General features: G+C 58.8%; 18 protein-coding genes. 5 read left to right on the top strand and 13 right to left on the bottom strand.

The features are described 5' to 3' along the window. Nucleotides 1-4 precede the first annotated feature (4 nt). Nucleotides 5-967: a 23S rRNA pseudouridine(1911/1915/1917) synthase RluD gene (gene rluD / locus AC0Z8Z_RS11550; RefSeq protein ID WP_074890541.1), complete on the bottom strand. Its 963-nt coding sequence runs from the start codon at nucleotides 965-967 to the stop codon at nucleotides 5-7. Nucleotides 968-1,118: 151 nt separating this feature from the next. Between rluD and AC0Z8Z_RS11545 the strand changes: the two genes are divergently transcribed. The 4 genes from AC0Z8Z_RS11545 to AC0Z8Z_RS11530 all read left to right on the top strand — a co-directional run bounded on the left by AC0Z8Z_RS11545 (nucleotide 1,119) and on the right by AC0Z8Z_RS11530 (nucleotide 5,458). Then, nucleotides 1,119-2,141 (top strand): outer membrane protein assembly factor BamD, encoded by a 1,023-nt coding sequence (locus tag AC0Z8Z_RS11545; protein WP_122535375.1) that lies wholly within the window; start codon nucleotides 1,119-1,121, stop codon nucleotides 2,139-2,141. Nucleotides 2,142-2,293: 152 nt separating this feature from the next. Further along, nucleotides 2,294-2,533 carry a PP0621 family protein gene (locus AC0Z8Z_RS11540; RefSeq protein WP_122535374.1) on the top strand — a complete coding sequence of 80 codons (240 nt, stop codon included), beginning with the start codon at nucleotides 2,294-2,296 and terminating at the stop codon, nucleotides 2,531-2,533. Beyond that, entirely contained in the window at nucleotides 2,523-4,115 is a 1,593-nt protein-coding gene (locus tag AC0Z8Z_RS11535; protein ID WP_485619187.1) for a sensor histidine kinase, read from the top strand. Before AC0Z8Z_RS11540 ends, AC0Z8Z_RS11535 begins: the two co-directional genes overlap by 11 nt. Before the next feature lie 2 nt (nucleotides 4,116-4,117). Further along, nucleotides 4,118-5,458, top strand: coding sequence for a sigma-54-dependent transcriptional regulator (locus AC0Z8Z_RS11530; RefSeq protein WP_485619186.1), 1,341 nt, complete (start codon nucleotides 4,118-4,120; stop codon nucleotides 5,456-5,458). A gap of 78 nt (nucleotides 5,459-5,536) precedes the next feature. Here AC0Z8Z_RS11530 and thiO read toward each other — a convergent pair whose 3' ends face one another. From thiO to pilV (AC0Z8Z_RS11475), 11 genes are all read right to left on the bottom strand, one after another. Next, nucleotides 5,537-6,640 carry a glycine oxidase ThiO gene (gene thiO, locus AC0Z8Z_RS11525; protein ID WP_485619278.1) on the bottom strand — a complete coding sequence of 368 codons (1,104 nt, stop codon included), beginning with the start codon at nucleotides 6,638-6,640 and terminating at the stop codon, nucleotides 5,537-5,539. 30 nt (nucleotides 6,641-6,670) lie between these two features. Next, nucleotides 6,671-7,063 (bottom strand): type IV pilin protein, encoded by a 393-nt coding sequence (locus AC0Z8Z_RS11520; RefSeq protein WP_485619185.1) that lies wholly within the window; start codon nucleotides 7,061-7,063, stop codon nucleotides 6,671-6,673. A 9-nt stretch (nucleotides 7,064-7,072) separates the two neighbouring features. Then, entirely contained in the window at nucleotides 7,073-10,168 is a 3,096-nt protein-coding gene (locus AC0Z8Z_RS11515; RefSeq protein WP_485619184.1) for a pilus assembly protein, read from the bottom strand. Beyond that, on the bottom strand, nucleotides 10,155-10,601 hold the full coding sequence (locus AC0Z8Z_RS11510) for a pilus assembly PilX family protein (protein ID WP_485619183.1): 447 nt from the start codon (nucleotides 10,599-10,601) through the stop codon (nucleotides 10,155-10,157). The genes AC0Z8Z_RS11515 and AC0Z8Z_RS11510 overlap by 14 nt, the downstream gene beginning before the upstream one ends. Before the next feature lie 64 nt (nucleotides 10,602-10,665). Continuing rightward, nucleotides 10,666-11,358 carry a PilW family protein gene (locus AC0Z8Z_RS11505; RefSeq protein WP_485619182.1) on the bottom strand — a complete coding sequence of 231 codons (693 nt, stop codon included), beginning with the start codon at nucleotides 11,356-11,358 and terminating at the stop codon, nucleotides 10,666-10,668. Next, on the bottom strand, nucleotides 11,355-11,816 hold the full coding sequence (gene pilV / locus AC0Z8Z_RS11500; protein ID WP_485619181.1) for a type IV pilus modification protein PilV: 462 nt from the start codon (nucleotides 11,814-11,816) through the stop codon (nucleotides 11,355-11,357). Before pilV (AC0Z8Z_RS11500) ends, AC0Z8Z_RS11505 begins: the two co-directional genes overlap by 4 nt. After that, complete coding sequence (locus AC0Z8Z_RS11495) at nucleotides 11,813-12,295, bottom strand: GspH/FimT family pseudopilin (RefSeq protein ID WP_485619180.1); 483 nt, start codon at nucleotides 12,293-12,295, stop codon at nucleotides 11,813-11,815. Before AC0Z8Z_RS11495 ends, pilV (AC0Z8Z_RS11500) begins: the two co-directional genes overlap by 4 nt. A 125-nt stretch (nucleotides 12,296-12,420) precedes the next feature. Then, nucleotides 12,421-12,843, bottom strand: a complete 423-nt coding sequence (locus AC0Z8Z_RS11490) for a type IV pilin protein (protein ID WP_485619277.1) — start codon at nucleotides 12,841-12,843, stop codon at nucleotides 12,421-12,423. After that, nucleotides 12,840-13,331 (bottom strand): pilus assembly PilX family protein, encoded by a 492-nt coding sequence (locus AC0Z8Z_RS11485; protein WP_485619179.1) that lies wholly within the window; start codon nucleotides 13,329-13,331, stop codon nucleotides 12,840-12,842. The genes AC0Z8Z_RS11490 and AC0Z8Z_RS11485 overlap by 4 nt, the downstream gene beginning before the upstream one ends. Before the next feature lie 4 nt (nucleotides 13,332-13,335). Then, on the bottom strand, nucleotides 13,336-14,037 hold the full coding sequence (locus AC0Z8Z_RS11480) for a PilW family protein (protein WP_485619178.1): 702 nt from the start codon (nucleotides 14,035-14,037) through the stop codon (nucleotides 13,336-13,338). Beyond that, complete coding sequence (pilV, locus tag AC0Z8Z_RS11475; RefSeq protein WP_485619177.1) at nucleotides 14,034-14,471, bottom strand: type IV pilus modification protein PilV; 438 nt, start codon at nucleotides 14,469-14,471, stop codon at nucleotides 14,034-14,036. Before pilV (AC0Z8Z_RS11475) ends, AC0Z8Z_RS11480 begins: the two co-directional genes overlap by 4 nt. Nucleotides 14,472-14,653: 182 nt before the next feature. Here pilV (AC0Z8Z_RS11475) and AC0Z8Z_RS11470 point away from each other — a divergent pair, with 182 nt between their 5' ends. After that, complete coding sequence (locus AC0Z8Z_RS11470; protein WP_172610623.1) at nucleotides 14,654-15,157, top strand: GspH/FimT family pseudopilin; 504 nt, start codon at nucleotides 14,654-14,656, stop codon at nucleotides 15,155-15,157. 21 nt (nucleotides 15,158-15,178) lie between these two features. On the opposite strand, the gene ispH is transcribed toward AC0Z8Z_RS11470, so the two are convergent. Then, nucleotides 15,179-16,126 (bottom strand): 4-hydroxy-3-methylbut-2-enyl diphosphate reductase, encoded by a 948-nt coding sequence (ispH, locus tag AC0Z8Z_RS11465; RefSeq protein ID WP_122622728.1) that lies wholly within the window; start codon nucleotides 16,124-16,126, stop codon nucleotides 15,179-15,181. Between the last annotated feature and the right edge of the window lie 27 nt (nucleotides 16,127-16,153).

The following is a 16,153-nucleotide window of genomic DNA, read 5'->3' as shown; positions in this document are numbered from 1 at the left end:
TCGGTCATCCGATGAAGGCTTCGCGGTCTTGCTTGAGCAGGGTCAGCAGCCAGACAAAGTCGTCCGGCAACGGCGATTCCCAGCTCATGCGCTTACCGGTCGTCGGATGATCCAGTTCAAGGAAACGCGCATGCAGCGCCTGACGCGGGAAATGTTTCAACGATTCGACCATGTTCACGTTGGCCGCAGGCGGGATCCGGAAACGACCGCCGTAGGCAGGATCGCCTACCAAGGGGAAGTTGATGTGGGCCATGTGCACACGAATCTGGTGAGTACGCCCGGTTTCCAGCTTGACCCGCACGTGGGTGTGGGAACGAAAACGCTCCAGAACCCGGTAATGGCTGACCGCTGGCTTGCCGCCTTCCATGACTGCCATGCGCTGACGCTGCTGACCATGACGACCGATCGGTGCGTTGATCTTGCCGCCGGCAGTCACTACCCCGATAACGATGCACTCATAGATGCGGCTGACGCTGCGGTTCTGCAGTTGAGTGACCAGTTGGGTCTGCGCCTGAATGGTCTTGGCGACGACCATCAGACCGGTGGTGTCCTTGTCCAGGCGGTGCACGATGCCGGCACGCGGGACATTGATGATGTCCGGCACGTGGTGCAGCAAGGCGTTGAGCAGGGTGCCATCGGCGTGACCGGCTGCCGGATGTACAACCAGGCCGGAAGGCTTGTTGATGACCAGGATCTGGTCGTCTTCGTAGACGATATCGAGCTCGATGTCCTGCGCGATCCACTCGCCCTGGGCTTCCTGCTCGGCTTTGAGGAGCAGAACGGCGCCACCATGCACGATGTCACGCGGGCGCAAAACGCCACCGTCCACCGTCAGGCGACCGTCTTTGATCCAGGCGGAAAGGCGCGAGCGCGAGTGCTCTGCGAATAGTTGGGCGGCGACTTGGTCGAGGCGTTGACCGCCCAATTCGGACGGCACCTCTGCGCGGAGTTCTATGATCTCAGACATGCTCAAACTAGGAGGTGGCACTGGCCTTTGGTTTCGGCTGTGCGCTTGTGGTTAAATACGGCGTCTTTTGTCCCGGGGGTTCCACGGGGCGCCCATCATAACAGGACGGTCCTGCGCAAGACAGCAGGCCGTTATAGGGACGCAAGCCGCCATGCAAGTGAAACACCTGCTGCTGATAGCCATCCTCGGACTTACTGTTGCCTGTTCTTCGAAGAAAGAAGTCATCGACGAAAACCTCAGTGAAGTCGAGCTGTACCAGCAGGCGCAGGCCGATCTGGACAACAATAGCTATAACAGCGCCACCGAGAAGCTCAAGGCGCTGGAGTCGCGTTATCCGTTCGGTCGCTACGCTGACCAGGCGCAACTCGAGCTGATCTACGCCAACTACAAGAATGGCGAGCCGGAAGCTGCCAAGTCGGCCGCCGAGCGTTTCATTCGTCTGCACCCGCAACACCCGAACGTCGATTACGCCTATTACCTCAAGGGCCTGACCTCGTTCGACCAGGACGTCGGCATCATCGCCCGCTTCCTGCCGCTGGATCAGACCAAGCGTGACCCGGGCGCTGCTCGCGATTCGTATAACGAGTTCGCCCAGCTGACCAGCCGTTACCCGAACAGCCGCTACGCACCCGACGCCAAGCAGCGCATGATTTATCTGCGCAACCTGTTGGCGGCCTACGAGATCCACGTTGCCGACTACTATCTGACCCGTCAGGCCTACGTGGCAGCGGCCAACCGCGGTCGCTACGTTGTCGAAAACTTCCAGGAAACCCCATCGGTCGGTGACGGCCTGGCGGTCATGGTTGAGGCCTATCAGCGTCTGCACCTGGACGACCTGGCTGACACCAGCCTGCAAGTCCTGAAAACCAACTACCCGGATCACCCGCAGCTGGTAGACGGCAAGTTCGAAGCGCGCACGGCCGAGGCCGACAACCGCTCGTGGCTGTCCAAGGCGACGCTGGGCCTGATCGAAAGCCGTCCGCCGTTGCCGCCAGGGCAAACCCGCGCCAACCAGGACGTGATCAAGCAGTACCAGGACGCCAAGGAAGCCATCCCTGCCGACCTGCTGCCTGAGAACCAGTCGGCTGACGAAGAGAAGAAAAACGATGACGACGACGGCACGCCGAAAAGCCGCTCGATCTTCAGCTACATGACCTTTGGCCTGTTTGACTGATTCAGTCCCTGCCAAACGTCAGCTAAAAGAGGCCCTTCGGGGCCTTTTTTAATGCCCGACCGTTTTCCGACAGCATCCGACGATGGAGATGACTGTGCGCCCGACACCCGCTTGGCTACACTGCGCGCTCTTCACTTCATAAGCTGACAGACATGATTCGCTTGATTATGTGGATCGCCCTGATCGTGGCGGCCATCTGGTTTTTCAAACGCCTGGTTAAGGGCCCTGCCCCACGCCCGAAACCCGCAACGCCGGAACTCGACGCTGCGCCCATGGTGCGGTGCGCGCAATGTGGCGTGCATGTTCCGCGCGATCGCGCGCTGAGCCAGAACCAGCAATGGTATTGCACCGAAGCACACCGTTTGCAGGGCCCCGCCACACGTGACCGCTGACAGCCTGTCGCTGACCACGCCTCAGGCCCAACGCATCCTGCGGCTGTATCACCTGTACCGTCTGAGCATCGGCGTCCTGCTGGTGCTGCTGATTTCCAGCAGCCTGGACGCCGAGTTGCTGGAACTGGCCGATATCGAGCTGTTCCGGATCGGCTGCTGGCTGTATCTGGTGTTCAACATCCTCGTGGTCGTGCTGCTTGAGCGCCCGAGCCGCCAGGGGCAACTGTTCTCCCTGGCCATGGCCGACACGCTGATGCTGGCCGCGCTGTTCTATGCCGGAGGCGGTGCACCGAGCGGCATTGGCAATTTGATCATTGCCTCCGTAGCGATCAGCAACGTGCTGCTGCGCAAGCGAACCGGGCTGCTGATTGCCGCGCTCTCAGCCATCGGCATCATTTATCTGACCTTCTACATCAGCTATCACAAGCCCTCCGCTGCCAATCATTTCGTGCAGGCCGGCTCTCTCGGTGCCCTGTGCTTCGCAGCAGCGCTGCTGGTTCAGGCCCTCGCACGACGCCTGCAGCTCAGCGAAGACATCGCCGAACGTCGCGCTGCTGACGTCGACAACCTTGAAGAGCTCAACGCGCTGATCCTGCAACGCATGCGGACCGGCATTCTGGTGCTCGACGAAGATCACAAGGTGCTGCTCGCCAACCAGAGCGCGCTGAACCTGCTGGGCCACGAGCGCTTGCTCGGCGAAATCGTCGACGCCTATTCGCCGCAACTGGTCGAACGCTTGGGTCAGTGGATGACCAACCCGTCCATGGCACCGCGGAGCATCACGACCTCGGTCATCGGTCCGGTGCTGCGCCCGGGGTTCATCGCACTGGCGCGGGGCAGCCATCGCCACACCCTGGTGTTTCTCGACGACCTGTCCCAGATTTCCCAGCAGGCCCAACAGCTCAAACTCGCCGCGCTGGGCAGACTGACCGCTGGCATCGCCCACGAGATCCGCAACCCGCTGGGCGCCATCAGTCATGCCGCACAGCTGCTGTTGGAATCCGAGGAACTGACCGCGCCGGACCGTCGTCTCAGTCAAATCATTCACGATCAATCGCGGCGGATGAATCTGGTGATCGAGAACGTTCTGCAGCTGTCTCGTCGACGTCAGACCGAACCCCACCTGCTCGATCTCAAGCAGTGGATCGAGAACTTCGTCCGTAACCTGCGCGGTGACCTGATGGCTGATCAGGCCGTGCATCTGGATATCGGTCCGGGCGTGCTCAGTACGCAGATGGATGCCGAACAGTTGCAGCAAGTGATGAGCAATCTGGTGCAAAACGGTTTGCGCTACAGCGGCCAGCTGCACGAACACGCCCAAGTGTGGCTAAGGTTGTTTCAAGCCCCGTTCAGCGAACTGCCGACGCTGGAAGTCCTCGACGACGGGCCGGGTGTTGCCGAAGAGCATCTCGGGAAAATCTTCGAGCCCTTCTTCACCACCGAAAGCAAAGGAACCGGCCTGGGCCTGTACCTTTCGCGCGAGCTGTGCGAAAGCAATCAGGCGAGCCTCAATTACACTCCACGGGAAGGTGGCGGTAGCTGCATGCGAATAACCTTCGCCCATCCGTTCAAGCTGAGCTGAACATGAGCCAACGGCAAAAGATCCTGATCGTCGACGATGAGCCGGACATTCGTGAGTTGCTGGAAATCACGCTCGGACGGATGAAACTGGACACTCGCAGCGCGCGCAACGTCAAGGAAGCCCAAGAGTGGCTGGCGCGCGAGGCATTCGACCTGTGCCTGACCGACATGCGTCTGCCGGATGGCAATGGCCTGGAGTTGGTGCAGCACATTCAGAAGCGCCACAATCAGGTACCGGTGGCGATGATCACCGCCCACGGCAGCCTCGACACGGCGATCCATGCACTGAAAGCCGGCGCGTTCGACTTCTTGACCAAGCCGGTTGATCTGACGCGATTACGTGAGTTGGTGACCAGCGCCTTGCGCCTGCGCATCGCCCCTGCCGAAGACAACCGCATCGACCATCGCCTGCTGGGCAGCTCTCCACCGATGCAGGCGCTGCGTAAGCAAATCGCCAAACTGGCGCGTAGCCAGGCGCCGATCTATATCAGCGGCGAGTCGGGCAGCGGCAAGGAGCTGGTCGCACGCTTGATTCACGAGCAAGGCCCGCGCGCCGAGCAGTCGTTCGTACCCGTCAACTGCGGCGCGATCCCGTCGGAACTGATGGAAAGCGAATTCTTCGGGCACCGCAAAGGCAGTTTCACTGGCGCCCATGAAGACAAACCCGGGCTGTTTCAAGTGGCCAATGGCGGGACGCTGTTTCTGGATGAAGTGGCTGATCTGCCGCTGGCGATGCAGGTGAAACTGCTCCGCGCGATCCAGGAAAAATCCGTCCGCGCGATTGGCGGCCAGCAGGAGCAAGTGGTGGACGTTCGCGTGCTGTGCGCGACTCACAAGGACCTCAATCAGGAAGTAGCCGCCGGGCGTTTTCGGCAGGATTTGTATTACCGGCTGAACGTCATCGAACTGCGCGTCCCGCCCCTGCGCGAGCGCCGCGAAGACATTGAAGAGATCGCCAACAGCGTGCTGCGCCGCCTGGCCGAATCCGCCGGAGAGCCTGCCACCCTTCTCCCGCCCCACGCGCTGGCGGCCCTCAAGGGCTACCGTTTTCCCGGCAATGTGCGCGAGCTGGAAAACATGCTGGAACGGGCATACACACTCTGCGATAACGATCAGATCAATATCGAGGACCTGCGCCTTGCCGAGCCATCACGCCCTACCGAGCAGGACGGCCCGAGCCTGGCGAACTTCGATAATCTGGAAGACTATCTGGAGAGCATCGAGCGCAAACTGATCCTGCAGGCGCTGGAGGAAACTCGCTGGAATCGTACGGCGGCGGCGCAGCGCTTGAATTTGACGTTCAGGTCGATGCGTTATCGGTTGAAAAAGCTGGGGTTGGAGTGAGTGACTTCGCGACGTCGGAAAGGTCCCAAAGAAGGACCGATCGTTCCTCTTTTGGGACCTGTTCTTCGGCTGAACCACTTAAGCGTTGAGTCTTCCCGCAGGCGCATACGGCGCCTCATCAATAATCGGCTCATCGCCCACCAGCAAATCCGTCAACAACTGACATGAGGCCGGCGCCAGCACCAGGCCGTTGCGATAGTGGCCGCAGTTCAGCCACAAGCCTTGATGATCCGGCACCGGGCCGATGAAAGGAATGCCGTCCGGCGAGCCCGGTCGCAAACCCGCCCAGTGCCCGACCACATGGGCATCCGCCAGCGCGGGGATCAATTCAATCGCCGAAGCTTTCAAGCTGTCCAGGGCATTTTCGGTGGGTGTCTTATCAAACCCTTCGTGCTCGAGCGTACTGCCGATGAGGATATGTCCGTCGCGCCGGGGGATGGCGTAACGACCCTTCGCGAGGATCATGCTCGGAAGAAAGTCGGCCGCGCATTTGTAGAGGATCATCTGCCCTTTGACCGGCTCAACGGGCAGCGCCAACCCCAGTTTGCCGAGCAGATCGCCGCTCCATGCACCTGCGGCCAGCACCACGCTGTCGCCGAGCACATCGCCCTCTTCCGTCGTGACGCCCAGTACGCGATCACCCTCGCGCAGGAAATCAATGACCTGGCAGTGCTCTCGAATCACCACATTGGGCAACGCCAATAATGCAGCCTTTAGCGACTTGACCAGACGCGGGTTGCGCACGTTGGCGACGTCGGCCATGTGCACCGCACGTGAATAGCCACCGCCCATGACGGGCACGGCGTCGTAGACCGCAGAGATATCCACCGACCTCAGCGGGCGATTCACCCGCGCCGCCCACTGGAGCGCTTCTGCTTCGTCATCCAGGTCCAGCCAGTAAAGGCCGGTCTTATGCACTTGCGGATCGATGCCGGTGATCGCCAGCAAGCGTTCGGCGAGCTGTGGGTAAAAATCCTGCGACCAGTGCGAGAGTGCCGTTACGGCCGGGCTGTAGCGCCATGGGTAAAGCGGCGACACGATGCCGCCGCCGGCCCAGGAGGATTCCTGGCCGACATCCGAACGGTCGATCAGCGTTACGCTTCGGACTTTGGAGGCGAGGTTGAAGGCGGTCAGGAGGCCGCTGACGCCGCCGCCGATGATAATGATGTGTTGATCTAGCACAGCGGCCACGACTTGTTCATCTGCATGGATTCAACGGCCCCAACAGTCTTTGTTCGACAGGCCGGTGGAGTTGGTGCGCGCGCCGGTATTGGTGATCTGGAAATTGCCGCACTTGTCGCCGTTCATCATGGAGTCGGGGACGGGTGTTGCCGTCAAGGTAAAGGTCGTAGCGTCGGACACTAACGCAACTTTGTACCAAGCGTTGGAGACTGTCACCGTAGCGTCTTTATAGCTACCGGTCTTTGTGAAGTAACGCTCCAGAACCTGGCTCTGCTCCATCAGAGTTGCGGCAATTTCTGTCCGATGAGTGCGCCTCACGTACTCGGTATAACTGGGGTAAGCGATCGCCGCCAGAATGCCGACGATGGCGACCACGATCATCAGCTCTATCAGGGTAAAGCCCCGCGCCTTACAGCCAGCCATGTTTTTTCCTCATCTTGTTTGTCGCCACATAATGCGCCGGTTTGAAACTCCACCCAACTCTGTCGCGATAGCAGGATTGGCAGGGTCGCCGCTTAAAACGATTTCCTGATTGCCGTTGTCCTTATCCAATGCTGCGGCCAGATAAGGGACACCGCCGCTCACCAGAAAGCCGCTGGAATTATTATCTGCGCTGTTAATCTGCCGATCGCTGTTGGTATCCAACACGGGATAACTGAGCATACGCCCGCTTAACGCATCCAAGTCCACGAATCTCCCTGATCCCGAACTGGAGCAGGGATCACCCGTGTCGACTATGGCCGTGGTGAATCGAACCCGACCAAACGCTAGATCCGCAGGATAGATAACTCGTTCACCCGTAGCGACGTTGTTGTAGATCAGCGGGAGGTAGAAGCCCTTCTTGGCGGCGTAGTTCACGTCATTTTGAGTGGTCGTAAAGAACTGCCCATTCGGGCCGCTGGACACGCCATTAATGGACTGAGCGACGAGGTCGGTTTCTCGGTAATTGGCACTCGTAGCGTCATTGTCCCAAACGGCATAAAACGCTTGAGTCGTGAGCGTGGTTTTGTCGGCGGTTTCAAGCAATTTGCCGGTTCCGAAGTAAACCATCTTGCCGCCGTTCGGATTGTTCGATACCACCGGTTGCGCAGTAATGGGTTGACTCGCCCCGCCAGCAGCGGTGAACAGTGGACTGCCCCCCAACCCCACCTTCCACGAGGCCGCAGTCAGTCCCCTAAAGTCAAATTTCCACATCTGCCCTTTCAGATCACCTGCATAGGCATACTGAACCATGCTCTGGGCATCGACGCGCAACCTCACTGAGGACAGGCCGTTGTTGCCGGACGTATCGACCGGTATCTCTCTGATCAGCGAGCCGTTGCTGACATCCACCACAAACAGTGAAGCCACGCCGTTAGTGCTGCCATAACCATTCGCAATGAAAGCTGCCCATCGACCATCCGGCAATTGGGCCACTTCGGGCTTGGCGTAGGCGTACCCCATATTGGCGTATCCGGTAGAACCGCTGCTTATGTCCCAAAGCGCCTTTACCGTGTTTGACTTATCTGCGTTGAACAATTGCAACGCATAAAACCCTTTCCCCCCTGCCCCGGTGCCGCCGATGGCCAAGGTTTTCCATGATGAGGCGAACTGCACGTCAACAATGGATATCTGGCCGTCCACCAAAAACTTGTGGGAATCGCCGTTGATGTAGTCCGTATCAGCGACGTAATGCAGGTTAGGAAGAACCGTGGACGGCATGTAGGCATATCGTCTGGTGCCCAAGGCCGGGTCGATGACATTGACCAACCCGTCGTTGGCATTCACGACAAGACTAGGCGTCATGGACCCGGCCTTTGTATCGAGGTAAGTGGTGTAGCTGTTATCGGCGGCAGGGTCCGAAGCAGGGTTTGCCGTGGGAGAGGCATAAGCGAGCGGGGAGTTAATCACGTCCCCTAGAAGCACTGTCCGCGTTTTCAGCCCTGTTTTGTTTGTTCCCTTGCTCCACTCAACCAAGTCTGAGCCGGACACTCCCAATGGAAGATTGAGGCTGAGTGCCAACTGCTGCGGTAAGGAGAAGCTGAGGAACGATAGGGGGATGACCCTATTCGTCAGGGTGTTCCAGGACTCATAGGTTGATTTGATGCCCGGAACAATCTGTAGATCGGTGGACCAGTTGGGCTGAGCTGTATTGATGGCGCCATCTGCTGCAATCGCCAATGACTTGATCGTCCCGCGCCAGTCAGTGGGGTCATATTGGGTCTGAAAGAAAACAGAACTGCTCGACAGCGAAGAGGAGTTCGAAGCTGCGCCGCCCCCGGTGCCTGCGCGAGAAGTAATGTCATTCAGCGCGGCCGACAATGCCGCGTTAAGACCAGCGCTGTCGGTTGCTTGATAATAGGTTCCTTTGCCGTAAACCGCCGCGTCAGAAAGCATGGCATTCGCGGCAGTAAACCCCACGGTATAGGTGAACATATTCTGTTTGATAAAATCTGGCGCATTCCAACTCTTGTTTGCGCCATCAGTACCGTCCGTTCTCATATCGATGTCGTAGGCAAATTTCGCGATGTCGTCGAGGTAGAGCGTGTCGCCCTCACCGTCGCCATTAAGGTTGTCCCCGTCATTATTTTTGCCATCCCAATTCGGTAAACTCGCGCCGCCCTGGGGATCGTTGGTGGGAAAGGTCCGGTCGTAAGTGGGCAGCCCATCGGTGATCACGACACCATAGTTGCGTTGGCACCGGTACTGAATGGGGCTCGTATAAGTAGTTGGCGTCGTGTTGTAGTAGGGCGTCAACCCGCGGAAATAACGAGTGACTTCATAGTACGTCTCAGCCAATGGCGTGTTCGCAATTGCAGCCAAGCCGTTAATGGAGGAAATCAGTGCGTTGTAATTTGTATTGGCCTGAGCAGCGGTCGTGGAGGCTGTCTGAGACAGATCATTTACCCCTCTAGCGATATAACCGCCGGGGCCGGAATTTCCCGTGACAGGTGGGTTGAAGGTAGCCAGGCCGATCCTAAGATTCCGATTACTTGCTACCAGCGACGCAGAGACGTTGCGAGCAACGTTGATTCGGTAATCGTTCGGGATAGAACCGTCGGTATAGTCCTTTCTCGCCAAGGACGTGGCAGAGATCAGATAGCTGATATAGGCGGTGCTATACCGAGTATTACCATTACCCACCGGATCCGGTAATTTGAGACAGATGATGCTGTCGGTAGAGACCTTGTAAAAGCCGTCGTAGCCTGCAAAGCACCCACCCCCCCTTAAATTCCCCACAAAGAAATTGGTATCACTCAGATCAAGGCTGTTAACGTTACGGCAGGATGTGTCCGAGCTGCAGTTGTACACCGGGAGGGGCACCGCATTGGGATCGAATCCGGCGGCCCAAATGATGCTGTTCATGCTGCCGGAGTCGTCCACCAGCAGCATGACATTCGGCGTCACGGAACCTGCGGTCAACAACGGCGAGTCCGAAGGAATGAACGCGGCGTAAGCTGTCGCCGAACCATAAAGGCCGAAAAATGCCCCTAGCAAGAGCCCGCAGACATACTGCTTGGCTGTGCGGTACCACTCAACGCTTGGCATAGATACTTTCCACTACAGTTCGCGAGTTACCGGAGACGCCAACACCTGTGATGCGATACAGCGTCCACGACTTGCTTTCATCCCACCCTACCGAATTGATATTGACCGGATCTTTGGTCGTAGCTATTTTCTGGGCTGCCCAAAATCCGTTTGTTACCGCTATCCACGTTACGCCGGACGCAGCGCTGACTCCCGCTTTTATATCGTTGACGTTTTCAGCCGGTGGCGCGCATCTCGTGCACGTCGCCAGTGTGTAGCTGCTGGCCTGCACCGCCGCTTCACCTGCACGCACTGCTGCTTCGGCCAACTGAAATGACTCATTGCGCAGCTTGACACTGCCCGACATTTTTTCCTGAAAAGTCGCACTCTGCATAGAAGATATGCCGACCAGCGTCAGGAGCAAAAGAAAGACGAGGCTTACAATCAGCGCCATTCCTTGCTCGCGAAAGGGGGTAAGTGGAAATGCTTTGTGTCTCGCTGCTTTCACTGTGGCGCACCTAGTAGAGACGATTACGCAGCGCGATCAAAACGCTGAACGACTGATTTTGGACCCGGTTAGCCGGGTCCTTCAGCACGAGCGTGATACGCACACTGCGCACCAGATCAGTGTTGCCAGGGTTGGCGGTGTATCCAGTAACCGCTGGCCCCGAGGCCGCGCTGGCCGTGCCAAACATCAACAGAAACTTATCCACGTTATTGACGATGGCGGCCCCGCCCAGCATGAGTTGGTTATTCACAAGCTGGTACTCAAGTTGCCGTATCGGGAACGCCAATTGTCCTGCCGCAGGAGCCGCGGTTCCTGTTCTGGCTGTCGCCGAGGATTTGCAGTCTGAGAGAATTGTCCAGGAAGGTGTTCCGCCGTTGTTTCCCACATCAGCGGTCACCAGCGTCAGCTTTGCAGTGGCGTTATCCCATCGAATCGGCGTCGCCTGCGCGGCTGCAAAATCAGCTTTAGCGCTCGCGTCCGCGACGGTTGCCAGGCAGCCGAACATGCCCACCATGCGAATTTCCTGCGACAACTTGGTAAGAATGAAACGCGCATCTTCTTGCATCGCGGCGGACGCGTTCTGCGTCGAATAAGTATTTTTCGCAGAAATAAAAATCTGAATGATCCCGGCTACGATCAGCAGGCCCAACAATAACGAGATCATGATCTCTATCAGGCCGAAGCCTCTGGCACGATGGTTCATGGCGTCGCCTTAGGGTCGGCCACAACGCGACTCCTTACGCTAAAGGTCTGCTGCGCATTTGCGGTGTTAGCAGCACGGGCATCGTTCCATGTCACTGCAATCGTCACCCAACCTTGATTGACGGTAATGACGCCGTCGCCACCCGGTCCGGCAAAGTTAGTGATGTTGTTTTTAAAATCTACCAAATCCTGGGTTCGCGGAACGTTCAAGTTCGCCGCCGAAGGTGCGGCAGCCAATGACGCCAAACGGTAATCCGCATCTGGATTGGCACGAATGCGGTCCATCATGTCGTAAGCCACGAAGCTGGCCTGGCTGCTCATTGTTGAGCTATCGGTGTACTTCAATGCGTTCAACTGCAGCGCAGCCGCTCCCAACAATCCGATGGCCAAGACAAGCAGCGCCACCAGTACTTCAATGAGCGTCATGCCTTGCTGCGAGGAGTCGATTTTCACGCTCATATGCAATTACCTAATACGATGCGCCCGCTTAGGCAAACGTTGATCACCCTGCTGATGGTGCCTCGGGTATATGTGATGCTCAGCGCCGCGGCAGGCGTCGGCACCGGGGCAGCCAAACCACCCAAGTTATTGAAATCGATAGCGCTCGGATTCCCGTTGACGGTCAGCACTGAGCCCGTGTCCATCGCTGATAGCACACGCAACGTCGTAACAGGACTCGTTGCAGGGTCGACGATACTGAGTTGCGTATTCCATGCGCTTCCGGCAACCGTTGGCGTGATGCGAATCACAGTCCCACTATTTATCGCCTGCTGACGTGCATAGTTGAGGAAACGCTGAAAGTCGCTGACCTCTGTATCTGCCTTGGTATTTTGAATTGCCGTGCTGAAACTCGGAATGGCGATCGCGGCGAGGATGCCGACCAACGTGATAGTCACCAGCAACTCGACCAGCGTAAAACCCCGACACCGTTTGGGCATTTAATCTCTCCTTAATGGAGAAACTATATCGCAACCGGTTGTTTCAATATTTGTCGGGGGGATGTGTGGCTGTTTTCGACGGACGAATGCCCTGACGCCTTGTGTCGTAGGCCTCATATGTCATTTCAGCGCCCCCAACACCCCGGCACACTGGCAGCCCCCGACATCCCGAGATTGTCGCGCCCGCCAGTGTTTTCCAGCACAAAGCTGCCGCAGGCATCGCCCGCCATCATCCCCCCGCCAATCGGCGACGCAGTCAGCGTAAACGTTCGCTCCTTCCGCTCTGCCTCTATCCGGTAAAACGCATTCCCGAACGACACTTCATGACTAAATGCCGGCGGCCCGCTGACGTCCGAATACTGCCCAGCCCGTGAGTGAAACCGCTCCAGTTTCTGCGCTTCTTCAACCAGCATCCCAGCGATCTCCGAGCGGCGGGTTTTCCGGGTGTATTCGCTGTACTGCGGGTACGCGACGGCGGCAAGTATCGCGACGATCGCGATGGCAATCAGCAACTCAATCAGGGTGAAGCCTCTACCCGTCCTGCTCATTGCCGCTGCCGCCACATCACGCGACGCTCCTGGGTGTGGATGCTTTCAAGCACAGTCCGTGAGTCGCCTTCGATGCCAATGGCCGTCACGCGGTACAAGGTCCAAAGTTGACCGTCTGCGCCACCGGCGGGGTGATCGGTTTGGCCGACATGCTGAATGCCGTAGAAACCACCCCGCGTTGCGACCCAATTCACTCCTGAAGGCCCGCCGGCGCCGCTGCTTGAAAGGGTCAGCGCTTCGGGCGGCGGCAGACACTTCGCGGGCGACGAACAGCCCTGCAGGGAAAAACCCGTTGCCACGATTCTCGCTTCCGCAATGCGCAGCGCTGTCTCGGCGGATTGAAACGAGGCATCGCGCAGCCTCAGCGTGCCTGCCACTTTTTCCTGGAGCGTGGCGTTCTGCATCGACGATGTCGCCAACAGGGTCAGCAACAACAGAAACACCAGGCTGACAATCAACACCGCACCACGTTGTGCATTCATCTTCATGCCCTCACCCCAGCCGATTACGGATGGCGGCAACAACGTCGATGGTCTGCTCCTGAGCCCGGTCTGCGGGGTCGAACAGGGTGAGGGTAAGCCGTACGCTGCGGATCAACGAGGGTTCGGCAGTGGCAGCGTACCGCGCGATGGAGCGATCGTTGAGCGATCCGGCGACGCCGAACAGCACATCGAACGCGCCCACGTTGCTGACCAGAGGTTGGCCGTTCAGGGACAGCTCATTGCGTGCCTTGTTGAAGCGATAGACCTGCCGGTGAATGGGCATCGCGGTCTCATCTGCGGAAAGCCGAGGCGCCCGGCCGTTGGTGTAAGCGGTGGCGGACGACACGCAGTCAGTGTGAATAACCCAGGTTGACCAGCCGCCGCCCTCCCCGGTCCCTGCCGTGGCGAGGGTCAGAGTTTTCGAATTGACGTCCCACGTGATGGGGTCTTGAAACGCCTTGGAAAAGCCTTTGCCGGCACTGGCATCCTCAACCTTCCCCAGGCAGCCGAACATGCCCACCAGCTGCACTTCCTGGACCATTTTGCTGAGCACGAATCGTGCGTCTTCCTGCAGGCTGGCGGACGATGTCTGACTGGCATAGCTGCTCTTCGAGCTGATGAATATCTGCGCCAAGGCCAGCGACATCACCAATCCCAACACCAGCGCCAGCATGACTTCGACGAGGCCAAAGCCCTTCTCCAGAGGCCTCATCGTGCGACCCGCTCGGCAGAGACATCGGCGCTCAGCGTAAGCGTTTGCTTCTGCGCGGCGTCCTGGCTGGCACGCGAATCATCCCACTTCAATGTGAGGGTCACGCTCGATCCCGCCACCGCTATGGATGCCTCGGCGTCATCACCGGCCGCGCGTTTCAACTGCGTCGCGAAGTCGTACAGGTCTTGCTGGCGAGGCACGGCGAGACTGCCGGAGGTTGGAGCCTGACTCAGAGAAGACAGCGCGTAGCGGGTGCCAGGATTGGCTCGGATGCGCTCGAAAAGGTCATGGGCGATGAAGCTGACGTGCAGGCTGCGCATGGAGCTGTCGGTGTACTTCAGCGCATTGAGCTGCAACATCGCCACGCCCAATATGCCGACGCTGAAGATCAGCAACGCGACCAGCACTTCGATCAATGTCATCCCCGATTGCATCGTTTTCCCTCGCACCATTCACCTCGACGATTCCCATGCAGACGCCATTGAAGACGATGCGCAGCGGTTTGCCCGGAGGATGTGTAACGGCGGCTTGCGGACATACCGGCTGACAATCGACCCGGTTGTCAGGGCGGCCGAGCAGGTGTTTCCTTGAGCGCCGCACTCAACGGAAGACGCTCGTGAACCAGCAAGGATTGACGCTGATAGAACTGCTGGCAGGGCTGGTGATTGTCGGCATCGTCGCCACGCTGGCGATCCCCGCCTTCGGGCAATTGATCGACTCACAGCGCCGTCAGGACACGGCCCAGCAACTGGCCAGCGGGCTGCGAATGGCCAGGACCGAGGCAATTCTGCGCAGTCAGCCGGTGGTGATGCAGGCGCTGGAAAATGACTGGAGCCGAGGCTGGAACGTGTTCGTTGACAGCAACCGCAACCAGTTCAAGGACGAGGGCGAGCTGTCACTGACCGAGTTCGCCAGCCACCGAAATGTCAGGGTCGTCGGCAACAGCAAAGTGGCGGCGCGAATTGGCTTTGATAACACGGGGCGGCTGCTGAACAACGCCAACGGCACACTGGCAGTGTGCCTCAAAGACTCACCTGTCAGTCGCTATCAGTTGGCGATTGCGGTGACCGGCAGGGTCACGCTGCGATCCGAAGGATTCGGCAGCGAGCCCTGTGCATGATGCGGTGACAGGATGACCGGATTACAGCAGCGATTTGACGCGCAATTCTTTGGGCATCGAGAAGGTGATGTTTTCCTCGCGCCCGGCCAACTCGTCTTCGCCGGTGGCACCCCATGCGTGCAGCTGCTGAATCACGCCGCGCACCAGGACTTCAGGCGCCGAAGCACCGGCGGTAATGCCGATGCGGCCAACGCCGTCGAACCAGCTGCGCTGCATGTCTTCAGCGCCATCGATCAGATAGGCCGGGGTCGACATGCGCTCGGCCAGTTCACGCAGGCGATTGGAGTTGGAGCTGTTCGGGCTGCCCACCACCAACACCACGTCGCACTCATCGGCCAGAACCTTGACCGCGTCCTGACGGTTTTGGGTGGCGTAACAGATATCGTCCTTGCGCGGCCCGCCAATAGCCGGAAACCGTGCGCGCAAGGCGTCGATCACACGGCTGGTGTCGTCCATCGACAGCGTCGTCTGGGTCACGAAAGCCAGGTTCTCGGGATTGCTCACCTGCAGGTTGGCGACGTCGGCTTCGTCTTCGACCAGATAGATCGCGCCACCGTTGCTCGCGTCGTACTGACCCATCGTGCCCTCGACCTCAGGGTGGCCGGCGTGACCGATCAGGATGCACTCGCGGCCGTCGCGGCTGTAGCGCGCGACCTCAATATGCACTTTGGTCACCAGCGGACATGTGGCGTCGAACACCTTCAGGCCGCGCCCTGCCGCCTCGGTACGCACCGCCTGCGACACGCCGTGGGCACTGAAAATCACGATGACGTCGTCCGGCACCTGCTCGAGCTCTTCGACGAAGATCGCGCCACGGCTGCGCAGGTCTTCGACGACGAATTTGTTATGAACCACTTCATGGCGCACGTAGATCGGCGGGCCAAACACTTCCAGCGCGCGATTGACGATTTCGATCGCACGGTCCACCCCGGCGCAGAAGCCGCGTGGGTTGGCGAGTTTGATTTGCATGATGTGCCTCGTGTCTACGCGCAATGA

The sequence above is a fragment of the Pseudomonas sp. 1L-C-7-B-C1 genome (assembly GCF_057291635.1).
The sequence above is the reverse complement of the archived record's forward strand: the minus strand, read 5'-3'. Positions and strand labels throughout refer to the sequence as shown.